Source organism: Superficieibacter sp. HKU1 (assembly GCF_029319185.1).
Lineage (GTDB): Bacteria > Pseudomonadota > Gammaproteobacteria > Enterobacterales > Enterobacteriaceae > Superficieibacter.
Genome location: NZ_CP119754.1, coordinates 1,481,925 through 1,499,566 on the forward strand (window position 1 = coordinate 1,481,925; position 17,642 = coordinate 1,499,566).

A 17,642-nucleotide genomic window follows, 5' to 3' on the forward strand; every position below is an offset into this window, starting at 1 on the left:
GATGAAAAAAATAATGCTTTCACTGCTGGCGCCCAGTGTCGTCAGCGCGATTCCGGGGTATGCCGCCGCGCCGGCACCGGTTCCTGCAGCCATCGCTGAACATCAGGGGCCGATCCGTATTGCGGTGATCCGCAATCTGGGATCGGATGACAATACCACCCAGTTTGTTTCCGGCGCGATCCTTGAAGGTAAAAAGCTGGGCTTTAAGGTCAGCACCTTCCTCAGCAACGGCGACGATGCCAAATTCCAGGACTTTGTGAATCAGGCGATTAGCCAGAAGTATGACGGCATTATTCTCTCGCAGGGGCGCGATCCTTACGCTACTGCGCTGGTCAAAAAAGCGGTGGAGGCCGGAATTAAGGTCTCCGTTTTTGATACCGCGGTGAACGGCGACATTCCGGGCGTGACGGTCACCCAGCAGGATGATGCCTCGCTGACCAATTTGTCGTTTGGTCAACTGGTCAAGGACTTCAACGGTAAAGCCAATATTATCAAGCTGTGGGTCGCGGGCTTCCCGCCGATGGAGCGTCGCCAGGCGGCCTATAAGGAACTGTTGAAACAGAATCCGGGGATTAAAGAGCTGGAGTCTATCGGCGCGGTCTCATCCGACGTACAGGGCGACACGGCGAATAAAGTCGGCGCGGTGCTGGCGAAGTATCCGAAAGGACAAATCGACGCCATCTGGGGCACCTGGGATGCCTTCAGTCAGGGGGCCTATAAAGCGCTGAAAGAGAACGGACGCACCGAAATCAAACTCTACAGCATTGATATCTCCAATCAGGACCTTCAACTGATGCGCGAAGCGGGCAGTCCGTGGAAAGTCAGCGTGGCGGTCGATCCGAAACTCATTGGCGCGACGAATATGCGCTTGATCGCCAATAAGATTGCCGGTGAGCAGACGCCTGCCACCTATGATTTTAAAGCGGCGACGATTCCGCAGGCGCTGCTGGCCAGCCAGCCGGGGGCGGTCAACGTGGCGGGCCTGGGCAAAATCATTCCGGGCTGGGGCCAGACCCAGGACTTCATTGCGCCGTGGTTCGCCACGCTGGAAGCGAAGAATAAATAACGCCTGACGCGCGGATTAGTTAGTCGGATGAATGTAGAGGCCGGATAAGGCGACGCCGCCATCCGGCAGAAGGAGGGACGATGGCGAATGATTTACCTACCCCCGATTACAGCCGCAATATGCGGCTGATCGGCCATAGCGATCAGGGCGGACGCCCCGACGGCGTGCAGCTGATGGTACACCGCGGTTATGCTTATATTGGCCATATGGTGTCGCAGGGATTTTCGATAGTCGACGTGCGCGATGCGAAAAACCCCAGGGCAGCGGGCTATGTTCCCGCGCCGCCGGGCACCTGGAACGTGCATATTCAGGCGCATGACGATCTGCTGCTGGTGATTAACGCCCGCGATCTGTTCGCCGATGCCCGCTTTGCCGATGAGAAAGTCTACTACACCCGCCAGGTGGGCGAGACGGTCAGCGATGTACAGGACCAAGGCTGGAGCGCCGGGCTGCGCGTGTTTGATATTTCGCTGCCCGAGAAGCCTCGCGAGATCGGCTTCCTGTCGCTCAGCGGGATCGGCATTCATCGTATCTGGTACGTCGGCGGACGCTGGGCCTATGTTTCGGCGCTGATCGACGGCTTTACCGATTATATTTTCCTCACCATCGATCTGGCCGATCCGCGTAAACCGGAAGTGGCGGGGCGCTGGTGGTTACCGGGCATGAATCCGGCGGCAGGCGAAAAACCGACGTGGCCCGAAGGAAAACGCTATGCCCTGCATCATGCGATTATTGCCGGAGATACCGCCTACGCAAGCTGGCGCGACGGCGGCCTGACGCTGCTGGACGTGAAAGATCGCACGCAGCCGAAGCTCATCAGCCACCGCAACTGGAGCCCGCCGTTTGGCGGCGGGACCCATACCGCATTGCCGCTGCCGGACCGCGACCTGCTGGTGGTACTGGACGAAGCGGTGCTGGATAATCAGCAGGATGGCGAAAAGCTGATCTGGCTGTTTGATATCCGTGAACCGTCGAATCCGGTGAGCATTTCCACCTTCCCGCAGCCGAAAGACGCGGATTATGTGGCGAAAGGCGCGCATTTTGGTCCACATAACCTGCACGAAAATCGCCCCGGCAGTTTCATCAGCTCGACGCTGATTTTTGCCACGTATCAAAATGCGGGCGTGCGGGCATATGATATTTCGGACCCGTATCGCCCGGTGGAAACGGGGGCGCTGGTGCCTGCCGCGCCAGCGAAGATGATGGATACGCGGCCCGGCAGACCGCGGGTGATCCAGTCCTGTGATGTGTTCGTGGACGCACAAGGGATTATCTACAGCACCGATTATAACGGCGGGCTGTCGGTGATTGAGTACCGGGGATAACTCACCCCTCCCTGAAAGGGAGGGGCTGCGCGATCAGCTATATTGTCTTACCCGCGCAATCAACGCGTCCACGTTCTCAATCCGATCGGCAATCACAATGAGCACTTTACCGAGGGTAATCGCGTGACGCAGGCAGGCGTGACGCATTTCCTCATCGGGGATCGTGTCAATGTCCGCCACGTGGGAAAGCCCCACGCTGCGACGGATTAATTCCGTACCGCAAAACCCCACCGCATCGTGCCAGACGTTTTGCAGGAACTGTGAAACATAGCCCGGATAGGCCAGCGCGTCGTCACGGGTTTTCTCCACCGCCAGCGCCTGAAAACGTTCGGCAAAGGTCGTCCATACTTCGCGGATATCGGCCAGACGCTGCTCACGAGCGGCGGCGGCATCGCGAATGCCGAGCTGCCCCGGCGCGCCACAGAAGTTAAGCAGCAAATTGCCAATGGCGGTGCCAACGTCAAAACCGATGGGACCGAAGAAACCGAACTCGGCGTCTATCGCCTTCAGGCTGCCTTCGGCGACAAAAATGGAGCCGCTGTGGATATCACCATGCAGCAGCGCCTCGGCGTGGGAGAAAAAACGGTGCTTAAGGGCGGCGACGGCGAGCTTAAGCGGCGCATCGTCGCGCAGTGCGGCCACGTCCTGCTCAAGCGCTGGCGGATAATTATTCCGCTCATGAACCTGATAAGGATCGTTAAAGAACAAATCCTCGGTGATCTCGCACATTTCAGGATTAATAAAATTCGCTACCTGCGCTTTTTTATGGTGCGGATGCAGCCAGAAATCGCTGGTATGGAACAGCGTGTGCGCCAGATAGTCACCCAGCTGGCGCGGAGCCTGCGGGTAGTTCACCCCTTTAATCAATTCCCCACGCCAGATGCGATGGTCGGAGAGATCTTCCATCACCATCACCGCAAGCTCAGGGTTGAAATGCACAATATTTACCGTGTGCTGCGGACTGTGCTGATAATGCTCGCGCAGGGTCTGCGCCTCCAGCCGGGCGCGGTCGAGGGTCAGCGGCCAGGATTCGCCCACGCAGCGCACGTAGGGCAGCGCCTGCTTCACAATAATGCGGCTCACGCCCTGCGCATCAAAAATTTTAAAGACCAGATTAAGGTTGCCGTCGCCCACTTCCTGCGCCCCGACCAGCGCTGACGGATTTTCCAGCCCGCCAAATTCCTGCGCATACGCTACGGCGTCTTCGGCGCTGAACGTTTGATATTGCGACATTGCCTTACTCCTTTATTCTTTTTGATTAAAGCCATTCAGACGTCTATACATCTGGAATTCATCCTGACACAATGTGATACATCAACGCAACAGAGATTTAACGAGATGCAGACACTACAGACGACCAGCCTGCGGGTGAGCCAGAATCAGCTTTTTATCCTCGATCAGCAGGCGCTACCGCAGGAGAAAATCTGGCTGCCTGCCGACAATGTCGACGCGCTGGTTGAGCACATCCATGCGCTTCGCGTGCGCGGCGCGCCGCTAATCGGGCTGTCAGCCAGCCTGCTGCTGGCGTTGCTGGCAGAGCGCGGGGCGGGACGAGAGGAACTGGCGGTGGCGCTGGAGAGGCTCCGCGCGTCGCGCCCGACGGCGGTTAACCTGATGAACAACCTTGACCGAATGAAACGGGCGCTGGCGCTGACTGATTTTGTTCCGGCGCTGGTTGCCGAAGCGGAACGTCTGGTGGCTGAAGACAAACAGCTCTGCGAACGTATCGCCGGGGCCGGCAGTGCGCTGGTGATGCCGGGCAGCCGGATACTGACCCACTGCAACACCGGCGGGCTGGCAACGGCGGGAGCGGGGACCGCGCTGGGGGTTATCGCCCGTGCGCACCAACAGGGGAACATCGCCACTGTCTGGGTGGATGAGACGCGTCCGCTGTTACAGGGCGGGCGGCTGACGGCGTGGGAGCTGGGCGAACTGGGTATTCCTTATCAGCTGATTACCGATTCGATGGCCGCCAGTCTGATGGCGAAAGGCCAGGTGGATGCGGTGTGGGTCGGAGCGGATCGCATTGCCGCCAATGGCGACGTGGCAAATAAAATCGGCACCTATTCACTGGCGGTGCTGGCGACGTTTCACGGCATTCCTTTTTATGTGGCTGCGCCGCATACCACGCTGGACCGGCACTGTCCGAACGGCGACGCCATTCCCATTGAGCAGCGGGCGGCCAGCGAAGTGACCGGCGCGGCAGGCCGTTTTGGTGCCGTACAGTGGGCACCGCGCGATGCGCAGGTTTATAACCCGGCTTTCGACGTTACGCCAGCCGAGCTGATTAGCGGCTGGGTGCTGGATACCGGCGTTGTCACACCGCAGGCGGTGGCAGAGGGCGTTTTTGCGCCGGACCGCGAGTATCGGCTGATATCATAATGCAGTCTGGACGTCTAAGCGTCTTGATTGCCAAATGAACTGAGCGTGTTATAGTGGTTTTAATCGTCTCAAATCAATGGATAGACACAATGAGTAGCCGCCCTTTGATCCCACAAAGTAAATTGCCCGCGCTTGGCACAACTATCTTTACGCAAATGAGCGCGCTGGCGCAGCAGCATCAGGCCATCAACCTGTCGCAGGGTTTTCCCGATTTTGACGGTCCGGGCTATTTGCAGGAGCGGCTGGCATATCACGTGGCACAGGGGGCTAACCAGTATGCCCCGATGACCGGTGCGCTGGCGCTGCGAGAAGCGATTGCCGATAAAACCGCGGAACTTTACGGGCATCGTCCGGATGTAAATAGCGATATCACCGTCACCGCAGGAGCGACCGAGGCGCTATACGCGGCGATCACCGCGCTGGTACGCGAGGGAGACGAGGTGATTTGCTTTGATCCCAGCTACGACAGCTATGCCCCCGCGGTTGAACTGTCCGGCGGCGTGCTTAAACGCGTGGCGCTCCAGCCGCCGCATTTTCGCGTCGACTGGCAGGCGTTTAGCGCGTTGCTCAGCGATCGTACCCGGTTAGTGATCCTTAATACGCCGCACAATCCCTCCGCGACCGTCTGGCGTAAAGCGGATTTTAACGCGCTGTGGCAGGCGATTGAGGATCGCGAGATCTACGTATTGAGCGACGAAGTTTACGAACATATTTGTTTTGCCGAAGAAGGGCACGCCAGCGTACTGGCGCACCCACAGCTACGGGAACGGGCGATTGCCGTGTCGTCATTTGGTAAAACCTATCATATGACCGGCTGGAAGATTGGATACTGCGTGGCCCCGGCGGCAATCAGCGCTGAACTGCGCAAAGTGCATCAGTATTTAACCTTTGCCGTTAATACCCCGGCGCAGCTGGCACTGGCGGATATGCTGCGCGCCGAGCCGCAGCATTATCGTGAGTTGCCTGCATTTTATCGCCAGCGGCGGGATGTGTTCATCAGCGCGTTGAGCGCCAGCCGGCTGGAGATCCTGCCCTGCGAAGGCACTTATTTCCTGCTCGCCGATTACAGCGCGGTTTCCGATCTGGATGATGTGAGCTTCTGCCAGTGGCTGACGAAAAATGCAGGCGTCGCGGCGATCCCGCTATCGGTATTTTGCGCTGATCCTTTCCCGCATAAGCTGATTCGCCTGTGCTTTGCGAAGCAAGAATCGACGTTGCTGGCCGCTGCCGAACGGTTGTGCCAACTGTAGTTATTTAACGGTCCAGCCTTCGGAGTACTGACGGCCGCTGAACAGTTCCAGCAGGCCGTTAACCTGCTTTAAGCGCAACACTTCGTCGGCATCCATTCCCAGTTCTTTGCCTATTTTTATGTCCTCCCAGCCCAGTTGTACCAGCTCGCGGACAATCTCAGACATGGCGTTGATTTGATGGCGGCCACGGGCGCGGTTGTGGCGAATGGTGGAGGCCATTTGTGACGAACGCCGGTCAGACGTCTCTTTCAGAGTCGCTACGGGCACATAACCTTTCAGTTTTCGCGCCAGTGAACTTTTATGTTGCGCCAGCTGCTGACGATGAAAACCATCAACGATTTCATAATTGCCCTGCTTGTTTTCTGCGACAACCACGGGTTGCGTAAAGCCATCGGCTTCAAGTGAACGGAACAGAAGTCTGTTTTCTGGCGGTGCTACATTATTCGGATTGTAATTATTCGGTGCGAGCTTCTCGTGTCTTACCCATAATACACAATCGACAGGGTTGTCGCTAAAAGGACTCAATTCGTGTAACAGTCGGCGGAAATTATTGATTGCCTCAATACGTTCAGCCTCTGGCAACTTATCAAGATAGGCTGCCAGTACTAACATTATTCGCTGTTGCATAATATTTTCCACTCCTTGCGTTTATTTTTTATCCGCTCATTGTAGCGCTGGTAATTCCCTGGTTTATTCGGGCTAAAAGACAGCATCCGGCACCAGTAATCATTATTAAGTAAAACCTTGCATATACGTCGCCAGGATGGAATATCTTTAGAACCGATATCACCGGCCTGAGTATCAGGAATATCCATAACACCCTTTTTTTGATACCAGTGTAAATAAACGGCAATTTTGTTACGGTAATGCTCGGCGGTTTTCTACGGCATGCTATCAAGTAAAAAGAGCGCATAGCTCTTCCACGTATGGTTATCGGGTTTTATGAGCTGGCGATGGCCGTAAAATTTGCTGTCCTGCCCGGCGTAGACACCGCCACTGTGAACGCCACTCACCCGTTCGCACATCAGACCCCAGCGTTCCGGCTCAAGCACATGATATAACCACAGACCCTGACGCTGCTCCGGGCCAAAAGGTTCACAAATACGCATATAGCGCGGCGGTACGCCCGCCTGAAACATGAGATTGTAGAGCGGATTATAGGGTTGACGGTTTTTGGCAAACCACGTCCAGATATCGGCTGTTTTCCAGTCGTATATCGGATAAACGTACCATGCATGCGACCCAGGCGCGAGCGTGGTCCAGGGTTTATCATCAGAAAAGCGATGCTTACGCCGGGACGCAATCGACAAAAAACGATTGTAAGATTCGTCGGCGCGAATGCCAACCATGACGGCGGCGGGGCGTTTTTGCGAGAACCATTCGGCAAATTCCTGAACGAAGTCCTCGAATGTCATCCCTGATTTATAAAACGGGAAAAAACTGTGGGCGGTGATCGCGTAATCCGGAGGCTGTCTCACCCATTTGACCCCTGGCTCCCAGCATTGCCACTCAGGCGTAAATTGCGAAAGCGAATTTTGCGTGGTCAGCGGCAGAGCAACCCAATAAAACGTGTCGATGACATCGCTGTAGTAATCATGCAGACGTTCACAATGCGCAATGGTGCAGGAAAATTGTGCTTCCCAGTCAATAAACAGGACGCTGATTTTTTTCCCTGATTCACGCGCTAGCTGGGCGGTAAGGTGAAGCATTAAGGTTGAATCTTTACCACCTGAAAAAGAAACGCATACGCGAGGGAAATTTTCCAGCGTCCACCGGATACGTTCCCGGCTGGCTTCCAGAACATTCTGGACCAGAGGAAATTTATGCAGAGACATTTTTCTACCGTTTTGGAGGTTAGAAAGGTTGAATTTGATTAACATAGCTTATAAATAAGCTGCGTTAAAGAGCAAGGGAATTATTGCGCATCTTTTCAGATTAGTAAAATATTTTATTTATATATGTAATATGAATAATATTTTTGTTAATGATGCTAGAGAGACTGTATTTTATTAATAAAGTTTGCAAAGGTTGAATTATTGAGAGAGGCGCGGTTATACATCAGGTAAATATTGAATGGGGAAAAAGTCATCGGGAGAGTGATTTTTTTCAGACCCAGCGATTGTTTGAATGTTTCATAGGACCCCTCAGTCATTAGTCCCACCAGATCGGTAGCACTGATTATATTCATAATACTGATAAATGAGTCACTGCGAAAAGCTATTTTCCGTCCTGGTAAAAATACTTCTACTTCAGACTGAAACTGACGTAAACCAAGTTCATTATTATCAAGAAACGTGAAGTCTTCGTGTAGTAATTCCTCGAGAGTACAGCTAGTGTCCAGGCGCGGATGCTCTTTTCGGCATACGGCGACGATCGGAAGTTGCTTGTAGACTGAGCAGCAAATCGAACGATTAGTGGTCGGAGACATCGAGAAAACCAGATCGGCTTTACGATACGCCAGCAAATCTTCCGCGGATTCCGAAGACATCAGCATATCGTGATGTTCGATTTCAAGCTGACTACTTTGCAACAGAAGGTCAAGCGGCTGGATCAATGCGGAAGATAATAGCAGTTGCGGGCAATAGATAACGAAGTTCTTACGCAGCGAGGAGCTATGGGTAATGTTGATTGTTTGTTCAATTTGGTTAAGATTTTGTTCAAGGTGCAAGTGCAGGTTAATCCCTACGGTGGTTGGCGTAATGCCTTTTCCGGAGCGAATGAACAGAGGATCATCAAGTTGAACGCGCAGGCGCTGTAAGGACTGGCTAACGGCTGAAGGCGTAATATAGAGGGTGGCGGCGGCTTTACTGATACTCAAATGCTGATAGATGCATTCAAAAATAACCAGCAGGTTGAGATCGAATTTTTTAAGATCGTAGAGATTAGCCATAGACCAGCCTTATGAATTACCGTTTTATCGACAGTGTTATATCAATTATAAAAATGGGATTATTTTATTTATTTATAAAACGCATGTCTTAAAATGTGCAAGCGATTTGACTTAGAATAAAGATATCATAAAAACCAATACTTAACCAGACGATTTGCGGAAGTAACATGGATAACAACGATTTCTTACATTTCTGTGATGAATTTAGTTTTAGTTGTCTGGAAAATCTTAACCCAATGGCGCTAAATTAATTATTCGTATAATTAATGAAAATAAGTATCGGTTACGTTTCAGCACTGGCAAGGTGGTGCATAAATCTGTCATCTATTAATAGATTCTGTGATTAAATGGTGCAGGCTATCAGAGCCATAGGCAGAGCCTGTTAAATCCTGATTGCCCTTTCAATTGTAGGGTGATGTAATCCCGGACTCTGGATCACCGGCCTGCATTTGCCAGTCTATTGCTCCTGGCTGCATTGAGATTGTTAACTTTTAAGTAACATTGTCAATGATGCCATGCTGCACAATTGCGGTTAACGTCCGGAGTTCACAACATCGTCATGTGATAGTTGTTAGCTAACGCTTATTGATTTGATAATGGAAACGCATTAGCCGAATCATAAAAATTTCGTTAACTTACACCTCAACGAAAACACGGAGGAAGTATAGATGTCCTTGATCAACACTAAAATCAAACCTTTTAAAAACCAGGCATTCAAAAACGGTGAATTCATCGAAGTTACCGAGAAAGATACCGAAGGCCGCTGGAGCGTATTCTTCTTCTATCCGGCTGACTTCACCTTCGTTTGCCCGACCGAACTGGGCGACGTAGCGGATCATTACGAAGAACTGCAGAAACTGGGCGTGGACGTTTACTCTGTTTCCACCGACACCCACTTCACCCATAAAGCATGGCACAGCAGCTCTGAAACCATCGCTAAAATCAAATATGCAATGATCGGCGACCCAACTGCTGCACTGGCACGTAACTTTGAAGTGCTGCGTGAAGACGAAGGTCTGGCTGACCGCGGTACGTTCATCGTTGACCCGCAGGGCATCATCCAGGCAGTTGAAGTGACTGCTGAAGGTATTGGCCGTGACGCGTCTGACCTGCTGCGTAAAATCAAAGCGGCTCAGTATGTAGCTTCCCACCCAGGCGAAGTGTGCCCGGCTAAGTGGAAAGAAGGTGAAGCGACTCTGGCTCCGTCACTGGACCTGGTCGGCAAAATCTAAAATTCACTGCGTCTTTCGCGCTACAGGTGCGTTGGCTGCGCTTAATCACCCCGGTCACTTACTTATGTAAGCTCCCGGGGATTCATAAGCTTGCCGCCTTCCTGTAACACGAAATACTTGTGAATTTCGCTCAGGAACGGGTGCATAGTGCCCGTTTCTTTTCTAACACCATGATCCAAGTTGCATTCAGATGCCGCCAATAAGGCAGCTTGCATGATGATGTTTTAAGCCCAGGAGATACCCATGCTCGACACCAATATGAAAACCCAGCTCAAAGCCTATCTTGAGAAGCTGACTAAACCTGTTGAGCTGATTGCCACGCTGGATGACAGCGCCAAATCGGCAGAAATCAAGGAATTGCTGGCTGAAATTTCTACGCTGTCAGAAAAAGTCTCTTATAAAGAAGATAATTCGCTGGCGGTGCGTAAACCTTCATTTTTGATTACTAACCCTGGCTCCACGCATGGCCCGCGCTTTGCTGGATCGCCGCTGGGGCATGAATTTACCTCGCTGGTGCTGGCGCTGCTGTGGACCGGCGGGCATCCGTCGAAAGAAGCGCAGGCGCTGCTGGAGCAGATCCGCGATCTGGACGGCGACTTTGAATTTGAAACCTACTACTCACTCTCTTGCCATAACTGCCCGGATGTAGTGCAGGCGCTGAACCTGATGGCGGTGCTGAACCCGCGCGTTAAGCATACGGCGATTGATGGCGGCACGTTCCAGAACGAAATCACCGATCGTAACGTGATGGGCGTTCCGGCAGTGTTCGTCAACGGCAAAGAGTTCGGTCAGGGTCGTATGACGCTGGCGGAAATCGTGGCGAAAGTAGACAGCGGTGCAGAAAAACGCGCGGCGGAAGAATTGAATCAGCGTGATGCATATGATGTGCTGATTGTGGGTTCCGGTCCGGCGGGTGCGGCAGCGGCGGTCTACTCGGCGCGTAAAGGTATTCGTACCGGCCTGATGGGCGAGCGCTTTGGTGGTCAGGTACTGGATACTGTTGATATCGAAAACTATATCTCCGTGCCGAAGACCGAAGGTCAGAAGCTGGCGGGCGCGCTGAAAGCGCACGTTAACGACTATGCGGTAGATGTGATTGATTCCCAGAGTGCGTCACGACTGGTTCCTGCGGCGCAAGAGGGCGGATTGCATCAGATTGAAACCGCTTCCGGCGCGGTGTTGAAAGCGCGCAGCGTGATCATCGCTACCGGCGCCAAATGGCGCAACATGAACGTACCGGGCGAAGATCAGTACCGCACCAAAGGCGTGACCTACTGCCCGCACTGTGATGGCCCGTTGTTTAAAGGCAAGCGCGTCGCGGTGATCGGCGGCGGCAACTCCGGCGTGGAAGCGGCAATCGATCTGGCGGGTATCGTTGAGCACGTAACGCTGCTGGAATTTGCGCCAGAAATGAAGGCTGACCAGGTGTTGCAGGATAAAGTCCGCAGCCTGAAAAACGTCGATATTATTCTTAACGCGCAGACCACCGAAGTGAAAGGCGACGGCGCTAAACTGACCGGGCTGGAGTACCGTGACCGCGTGAGCGGCGATGTACACCACGTTGAACTGGCGGGCATTTTTGTGCAGATTGGTCTGCTGCCAAATACAACCTGGCTGGAAGGCGCGATTGAGCGTAACCGGATGGGCGAAATTATTATCGATGCGAAGTGTGAAACCAGCGTCAAAGGCGTTTTCGCCGCGGGCGACTGCACTACCGTCCCGTATAAGCAGATCATCATCGCCACCGGCGAAGGGGCGAAAGCGTCTCTTAGCTCGTTCGATTATTTGATTCGCACCAAAACCGCATAATCAAAAAAAGTAAGATAATACCTGCAATGTGAGTGGGCCACCTTCGGGTGGCCCTTTTTTGCGGTCCGTTGGGTGCGAAAGTGATGGCGCAGCGCCACCGGGCAGATATCCCCCCCCCGGCGCTAAACGTTAGCGCACCACCAGTACCGGAATATGCGCGTGGCGGATCACGTTTGAGGCGTTAGAGCCTAACAAATGCGTAGCGATAGACGGGTTGCGCGATCCAATCACCACCACATCGGCATTTAACTCTTCCGCCAGCGCGTTTACCGCGTCGCGCACGCTGCCCATCCGCACGTGAACCTGAATGCGCGACGGGTCAATGCTGAAATGCGCAACCATGGTTTTCAGGCGGGTTTCCGCTTCCTGTTGTAAATGCTCTTCAAAACGACGGAGATCGGCGGCAAAACGCTGCATCGTCATACTGGCGGACCCCGGAAGGACGTGTAGCAGATGAATGACCCCTTTCTGCTGCGCCAGAAATTCTGCATGGCGGACAGCTTTATCGCTGAGCTCCATTTCAAAAACATCAACCGGCATAATGATAGTGTTATACATATCTGCTCCTCCTTGTGATTGATGCTGATATCAAAGCATATTTTGTCAGAAAGAGATGTCTGCGGGCTCGCAAAATTGCCGCCCGATAACGCAGGCGCTGTAAAGTTTTGTATCCGGCCAGGGTGAGCAAAGAAGGGCGGAAAGAGGATGCAAAAACATCCTCTGAAAAGCGGCTGGCGCTTAAGGCAGAACGTTAACGCTGATAGTCACCGGCGGCTTCGGGCTGATAAAGCAGCTCAAGCACTTCGAGATGGGCAGATGCGCCGCCGGGAAGGTCCCAGTGAATGGCGCTGCCCACCTCAAGACCCAGCAACGCCGCGCCCACCGGAGCCAGCACGGAAAGCTGAGTGGCGCTATCGGTCATTTGCGCCGGAAAAACCAGGGTGCGCACGCGCTCATCTCCGCTGGTAAGGTCGCGGAACCGGACGGTGCTATTCATACTCACTACGTTACCCGGCAGCGACTCGGGAGGACACATCTGCGCGCGATCCAGCTCTGCATTCAGCGCGTCGGCAACCGGCAGCGCGGCATAAGCGGGTTTCTCCAGCAGACGGTCAATACGCTCGGCATCAAACTCATTGATGATAATCGCAGGTCTGGACATTTTTTACTCCATGTTATTGTTGGCAGCTATGTGCTGCAAAATCCAAAAGAAAACCCCCACCGTCAGAGGTGAGGGTTAGCTATCCCCATCATACTGAGAGTTGGCCTGACTTTGAAGTGACCTGGCGCACAGAAGTTAGCGCGTAATCGGCAGGTGTTTTTTGCGACAGCCGTCACTTTTCATCATTCTGGCTTATGCTTTTAAGCATCGTTGCATTTTGCAGCGCCCTGACATAACGGGAGTTCTCATGAGTGGTTTTGATAAACTTACCCTGAAAGACGGCAGCTATCTTTACTTTAAAGACTGGGGCAGCGGTCAACCCGTCGTGTTCAGCCACGGCTGGCCGTTGACGGCAGATGCTTTCGAAGATCAAATGCTGTATCTGGCTTCAAAGGGGTTTCGGGTTATCGCCCACGATCGGCGCGGCCACGGTCGCTCGGCGCAGCCCTGGGAAGGGCACAATATGGATCAATATGCCGACGATCTGGCCGAGCTTACCGCGCATCTCAATTTGCAGGACGCGGTGCATGTAGGGCACTCGACCGGCGGCGGCGAGGTAGCACGCTATATTGGCCGTCATGGCACCGACCGCGTGGCGAAAGCGGTGCTGATTGGTGCCGTGACGCCGATTATGATCAAAACAGATTCTAACCCGGACGGCGTCGATAAAACGGTGTTTGACGGCATCCGTGAGGGCGTGATCAACGATCGCGCGGCATTCTTTTATGAATTAACCAAAGCCTTCTATGGCTACAACCGCTTCGGCACCAAAGAGTCGAAAGCGGTGCGCAGGAGTTTTGTCCGCCAGGGATTGCAGGGGTCGATTAAAGCCCTTTATGACTGCGTCGCGGCATTTTCAGAAACCGATTTTCATCAGGATCTGCAAAAAATGACCATCCCGACGCTGGTGATCCACGGCGATGACGATCAGATCGTGCCGTTTGAAACCTGCGGCAAAGCGGCGGCGGCGCTGCTGCCTGATGCGCAACTGAAGGTATATAAAGGCGGCTCCCACGGCATCTGCACTACCCATAAGCAGGATATTAATGTCGATCTGCTGACTTTTATTCAGTCGTAGAAAACAGGCCTGGCGTCACAGGTTTGTCGCCAGGCCAAAAAACATTTTATTTTCAGGGTAAAATAGCGCATCTGCTCTTACCGGAATACTCTTCATGCCCGAGCTGTCGCTTCCCGCCGATCAACAATTTTTTGCCGATTTGCTCAGTGGCCTGGTGCTTAACCCACAGCATCTGGGCCGCGTCTGGTTTGCCAGCGCGCAGAAAAGGGTGAACGCCGGGGCGCTGTGCATTGATTTTCCACGCCTGGAAGTGGTGTTACGCGGTGAATATGGTAACCGACTGGAGCCTGAGCAGCATCGTATCGTACAGGGGGAAATGCTGTTCATTCCACCGCGTGCCGCCAATGCGCCGCAGTTTGATAAGCCCGGCATGGTATTAAGTCTGGTATTTGCTGCGGCCTGGCTGGGTCTGGCGTTTTATGATAATCGCAGCGGGATTACTCCGGTTCCGCTGCGTAAAATCCAGTTGCCGCATCTTCAGCGCGGTGAAGGCGAGGCGATCCTTACCGCGCTGACGCTCCTGAGTCGCTCCCCGCAGGATCAGGATATTATTCGCCCGCTAACGCTCAGCCTTCTGCACTTATGCCGCAAGGTCGTGAATGCAACCCCTGACCGGACCCAGTCGCGACCGATATTCCTTTATCAGAGCATCTGTAACTGGTTACAGGATAATTATGCCGAGCCGCTGACGCGGACCAGCGTGGCGACATTTTTTAATATCTCGCCAAATCACCTTTCCCGGCTGTTCAGCGAGCAGGGAACAATGAGCTTTGTTGATTATGTGCGCTGGGTGCGGATGGCGAAGGCGCGCATTATGTTGCAGAAGTATCAGTTTACCGTCGGGGATGTGGCACGCCGCTGTGGTTATCCGGACAGCGACTATTTTTGCCGACTATTCCGGCGTCAGTTTGGGCTGACGCCGGGGGAGTATCAGACGCGTTTCCAGTGAAGGTCAGAACGTCAGCTCTGCGTTGAGCAGATCAAGAATGCCCTGCGCATCGCGAGCCGAGAACAGCGATTCGCGAAAACCTTTGTTCACCAGCTTACGCGCCAGTTGGGAAAACACTTTAACGTGGTTGATCGCCTCGTGTTCGCCCAGCGTCAGCATAATGACCAGTTCGACCTCGCCCATTTCCGATTCCCAGTCTATCGGGGACGGGAGGCGGGCGATGCTGATACTGGAGTGGCGGATCCAGGGTGATTTGGTGTGCGGTATCGCCACGCCAAAGCCGACGCCGGTGGTCACGATCTCTTCGCGCTGCCAGATATCCTCTTCCAGCTCCACCGGGCGATCGGTACGTCCGTTGACCGCCAGATTGCCGCACAGATACTGGATCACCTGCTCCTTGCGGGTGAGGTTATCCACAAAGCAGATATTTTCCAGCGCCAGTAGCGGGCGGGCATCCTCCTGCGGGGTGAACTCCATCAGCAGCGCTTCTATTTCGTCCGCGCTGCGACATTCGCAGGCTTTATCGGCCAGTTCGCGGCAGCTCTGGCTATCAAGCTGGCGCAGCAGGCTTTTGATCGCCGGAATGCGCGGACCGCTCATGCTGAGTTCATCCAGCGCCATGCCCAGCAGCAGCGGCAGATAACGCTGTTCGCCGCCCAGTTCACCGCAGATACCGACCCACTTACCGTGGCGATGAGCCACGCTGACAATCTGGCGCAGCATGCGCAGGAAAGAGGGCGTAATGGGATTGTACAGCGGCGAGACGCGCGGGTTATTACGATCCACGGCATAAAGATACTGCGTCATATCGTTAGAGCCGATGCTGAAGAAATCCACCTCATCGCAGAAATGGTCGATGATATAGCACACCGACGGCACCTCAACCATGATCCCCAGCGGGAGGGTGGCGGCAAAGCGTAGCCCCTGTGACTGGAGTTGGGTGCGCACCCGCTCCAGCTCCTGTTTCACCCACAGGATCTGATCCAGGCTGTGTACCATCGGGATCATCAACAGCGCATTGCCAAACGCCCCGGCGCGTAAAATCGCCCGTAGCTGAGTGCGAAACAGATCGGCAAATTCCGGGTAAATACGCACCGCGCGATAGCCGAGAAAGGGATTTTCTTCCTGCGGAATATTGAGATAGGGTAGCGGCTTGTCACCGCCGATATCCATGGTGCGGAAAATAACCGGCTTGCCTTCTGCGGCCAGCAGGACTTGCTGATAGGCTTCAAACTGCTCCTGCTCATCCGGCGCGCGATCCCGATCCATGTACAGCATTTCGCTGCGGAACAGGCCGATGCCTTCCGCCCCCAGAGAAAACGCCCCCGGTGCCTCCAGCGCGCTGCCGATATTGGCAGCGACTTCCAGACTTTTGCCGTCCCGCGACAGCGCCGGTAAGGCGGCGGCCTGCGCCTGCTGGTGAGCCTGTTTATCGGCAAGCTGGCGGGCGATAGCGTAATAGCCTTTGATTGCCTCGTCTGGTGTCATCACCAGTACCCCGCACTGGCCGTCGAGTACGGCCTCGCGGTTTACCAGCGGCGCAAGCTGAGCCACGCTAATGCCGCTCAGCACCGGCACTGAGGAGGCGCGTGCGAGAATTAAGGTGTGCGAGGTGCGCCCGGTTTTCTCCAGAATCATGCCCTTAAGCTGGCTAAGATCGAGACTCAGAAACTGGCTTGGGGTGAGATCTTCGGCGATCAGTAGCGTCGGCCGGGTGAGAGTGCGGGCAACGTCTTTGCGCAGATCCGGCCAGGTAATATGCAGAAGCTGCTCGCTTATGTCGCGGATATCACTGACCCGCTCACGTAAATATTCACTGCTGGAGGCGGAGAGTTTTTCGCTGATCTGTTCCATGTTGGCGATGATCGCCGCCGCCAGCCCCAGCTTACTTTCCCGCATCAGACGGCGGATGTTGCTGGCAAACTCATCATCCTGAATTAAGGATAAATGGGCGCTGACGATGGTTTTACTCTCCCCACCGAGCACCTGAAGCTGCTGGTTAAACTGCTCGGCGAGCGCGGCAAGGCTGTGTTCAAGACGGGTATTATCTTCCGGGCTGGCGGCGATGGTGCGATAGCACTCAAGACTGTCACTGTGCCACAGCGTCAACATGCCGCTACCGATACCGGCGGCCAGCACGGTGCCCGCCAGCAGATCCGGGTTCAGGCGGGAAAGCGAGCGGGGCAGCGGCTGGTTTACCGGGACGGAATTGAGCGGCTGTTCGCTGTCGCTGTCGATAAAACGGTGCTCAAGATAATGTTCCAGCGCACGCCGCGCCTGTTCTTCGTCGCTACCGCTAATCTCCAGGCTACAGCTGTCGTTAAACAGCGTGCCGGTGCCGATCAGCGCCAGCGAGCTTTTGGCATCCGCCTGACTGTTGAGGCGGTGATTAATAAAACGGATATCGCTGTGCCACTGGCTGCACTGCTCTTTCAGCTCCCAGGCGGGGCGGGCGTGCAGCCCGTTGGGTAACGGGCAGAGAAACGGAATGGTTAACAT

14 protein-coding genes and 1 pseudogene are annotated in these 17,642 nt (G+C 54.3%); 8 read left to right on the plus strand and 7 right to left on the minus strand.

Translation table 11 applies throughout. The features are described from left to right. Window position 1: 1 nt before the first annotated feature. Together P0H77_RS07125 and P0H77_RS07130 are read left to right on the plus strand one after the other, a co-directional pair. Window positions 2-1,066 (plus strand): sugar ABC transporter substrate-binding protein, encoded by a 1,065-nt coding sequence (locus P0H77_RS07125; protein ID WP_276164205.1) that lies wholly within the window; start codon window positions 2-4, stop codon window positions 1,064-1,066. 80 nt (window positions 1,067-1,146) lie between these two features. Continuing rightward, complete coding sequence (locus P0H77_RS07130) at window positions 1,147-2,391, plus strand: LVIVD repeat-containing protein (protein ID WP_276164206.1); 1,245 nt, start codon at window positions 1,147-1,149, stop codon at window positions 2,389-2,391. 33 nt (window positions 2,392-2,424) lie between these two features. On the opposite strand, the gene mtnK is transcribed toward P0H77_RS07130, so the two are convergent. Continuing rightward, complete coding sequence (mtnK, locus tag P0H77_RS07135; RefSeq protein WP_276164207.1) at window positions 2,425-3,624, minus strand: S-methyl-5-thioribose kinase; 1,200 nt, start codon at window positions 3,622-3,624, stop codon at window positions 2,425-2,427. A 105-nt stretch (window positions 3,625-3,729) separates the two neighbouring features. Between mtnK and mtnA the strand changes: the two genes are divergently transcribed. Further along, complete coding sequence (gene mtnA / locus P0H77_RS07140; protein ID WP_276164208.1) at window positions 3,730-4,773, plus strand: S-methyl-5-thioribose-1-phosphate isomerase; 1,044 nt, start codon at window positions 3,730-3,732, stop codon at window positions 4,771-4,773. 89 nt (window positions 4,774-4,862) lie between these two features. Beyond that, on the plus strand, window positions 4,863-6,023 hold the full coding sequence (locus P0H77_RS07145; RefSeq protein WP_276164209.1) for a pyridoxal phosphate-dependent aminotransferase: 1,161 nt from the start codon (window positions 4,863-4,865) through the stop codon (window positions 6,021-6,023). Here the strand turns inward: P0H77_RS07145 and P0H77_RS07150 are convergent, their stop codons facing one another. The 3 genes and pseudogenes from P0H77_RS07150 to P0H77_RS07160 all read right to left on the minus strand — a co-directional run bounded on the left by P0H77_RS07150 (window position 6,024) and on the right by P0H77_RS07160 (window position 8,913). After that, on the minus strand, window positions 6,024-6,650 hold the full coding sequence (locus P0H77_RS07150) for a ParB/RepB/Spo0J family partition protein (RefSeq protein WP_276164210.1): 627 nt from the start codon (window positions 6,648-6,650) through the stop codon (window positions 6,024-6,026). Further along, window positions 6,635-7,858, minus strand: a pseudogene (locus P0H77_RS07155) (phosphoadenosine phosphosulfate reductase). Before P0H77_RS07155 ends, P0H77_RS07150 begins: the two are co-directional and overlap by 16 nt. A 155-nt stretch (window positions 7,859-8,013) precedes the next feature. Next, complete coding sequence (locus tag P0H77_RS07160) at window positions 8,014-8,913, minus strand: LysR family transcriptional regulator (protein WP_276164211.1); 900 nt, start codon at window positions 8,911-8,913, stop codon at window positions 8,014-8,016. Window positions 8,914-9,581: 668 nt separating this feature from the next. Between P0H77_RS07160 and ahpC the strand changes: the two genes are divergently transcribed. Beyond that, window positions 9,582-10,145, plus strand: a complete 564-nt coding sequence (gene ahpC / locus P0H77_RS07165; protein WP_194205422.1) for an alkyl hydroperoxide reductase subunit C — start codon at window positions 9,582-9,584, stop codon at window positions 10,143-10,145. 243 nt (window positions 10,146-10,388) lie between these two features. Beyond that, window positions 10,389-11,954: an alkyl hydroperoxide reductase subunit F gene (gene ahpF / locus P0H77_RS07170; protein ID WP_276164212.1), complete on the plus strand. Its 1,566-nt coding sequence runs from the start codon at window positions 10,389-10,391 to the stop codon at window positions 11,952-11,954. Between the two features lie 129 nt (window positions 11,955-12,083). Here ahpF and uspG read toward each other — a convergent pair whose 3' ends face one another. Next, entirely contained in the window at window positions 12,084-12,512 is a 429-nt protein-coding gene (gene uspG, locus P0H77_RS07175) for a universal stress protein UspG (RefSeq protein ID WP_276164213.1), read from the minus strand. A gap of 193 nt (window positions 12,513-12,705) precedes the next feature. Next, window positions 12,706-13,116: a nucleoside diphosphate kinase regulator gene (gene rnk / locus P0H77_RS07180; RefSeq protein WP_276164214.1), complete on the minus strand. Its 411-nt coding sequence runs from the start codon at window positions 13,114-13,116 to the stop codon at window positions 12,706-12,708. A gap of 247 nt (window positions 13,117-13,363) precedes the next feature. Between rnk and P0H77_RS07185 the strand changes: the two genes are divergently transcribed. Continuing rightward, window positions 13,364-14,194: an alpha/beta hydrolase gene (locus tag P0H77_RS07185; protein WP_276164215.1), complete on the plus strand. Its 831-nt coding sequence runs from the start codon at window positions 13,364-13,366 to the stop codon at window positions 14,192-14,194. Between the two features lie 94 nt (window positions 14,195-14,288). After that, entirely contained in the window at window positions 14,289-15,143 is an 855-nt protein-coding gene (locus P0H77_RS07190) for an AraC family transcriptional regulator (RefSeq protein WP_276164216.1), read from the plus strand. Window positions 15,144-15,146: 3 nt separating this feature from the next. Here P0H77_RS07190 and ptsP read toward each other — a convergent pair whose 3' ends face one another. Further along, window positions 15,147-17,642 (minus strand): phosphoenolpyruvate--protein phosphotransferase, encoded by a 2,496-nt coding sequence (gene ptsP, locus P0H77_RS07195; RefSeq protein ID WP_276164217.1) that lies wholly within the window; start codon window positions 17,640-17,642, stop codon window positions 15,147-15,149.

Coding starts and splice junctions, on each gene's coding strand:
- P0H77_RS07125 (WP_276164205.1), top strand. CDS start 2: ATGAAAAAAATAATGCTTTCACTGCTGGCGCCCAGTGTCGTCAGCGCG.
- P0H77_RS07130 (WP_276164206.1), top strand. CDS start 1,147: ATGGCGAATGATTTACCTACCCCCGATTACAGCCGCAATATGCGGCTG.
- mtnK (WP_276164207.1), bottom strand. CDS start 3,624: ATGTCGCAATATCAAACGTTCAGCGCCGAAGACGCCGTAGCGTATGCG.
- mtnA (WP_276164208.1), top strand. CDS start 3,730: ATGCAGACACTACAGACGACCAGCCTGCGGGTGAGCCAGAATCAGCTT.
- P0H77_RS07145 (WP_276164209.1), top strand. CDS start 4,863: ATGAGTAGCCGCCCTTTGATCCCACAAAGTAAATTGCCCGCGCTTGGC.
- P0H77_RS07150 (WP_276164210.1), bottom strand. CDS start 6,650: ATGCAACAGCGAATAATGTTAGTACTGGCAGCCTATCTTGATAAGTTG.
- P0H77_RS07160 (WP_276164211.1), bottom strand. CDS start 8,913: ATGGCTAATCTCTACGATCTTAAAAAATTCGATCTCAACCTGCTGGTT.
- ahpC (WP_194205422.1), top strand. CDS start 9,582: ATGTCCTTGATCAACACTAAAATCAAACCTTTTAAAAACCAGGCATTC.
- ahpF (WP_276164212.1), top strand. CDS start 10,389: ATGCTCGACACCAATATGAAAACCCAGCTCAAAGCCTATCTTGAGAAG.
- uspG (WP_276164213.1), bottom strand. CDS start 12,512: ATGTATAACACTATCATTATGCCGGTTGATGTTTTTGAAATGGAGCTC.
- rnk (WP_276164214.1), bottom strand. CDS start 13,116: ATGTCCAGACCTGCGATTATCATCAATGAGTTTGATGCCGAGCGTATT.
- P0H77_RS07185 (WP_276164215.1), top strand. CDS start 13,364: ATGAGTGGTTTTGATAAACTTACCCTGAAAGACGGCAGCTATCTTTAC.
- P0H77_RS07190 (WP_276164216.1), top strand. CDS start 14,289: ATGCCCGAGCTGTCGCTTCCCGCCGATCAACAATTTTTTGCCGATTTG.
- ptsP (WP_276164217.1), bottom strand. CDS start 17,642: ATGTTAACCATTCCGTTTCTCTGCCCGTTACCCAACGGGCTGCACGCC.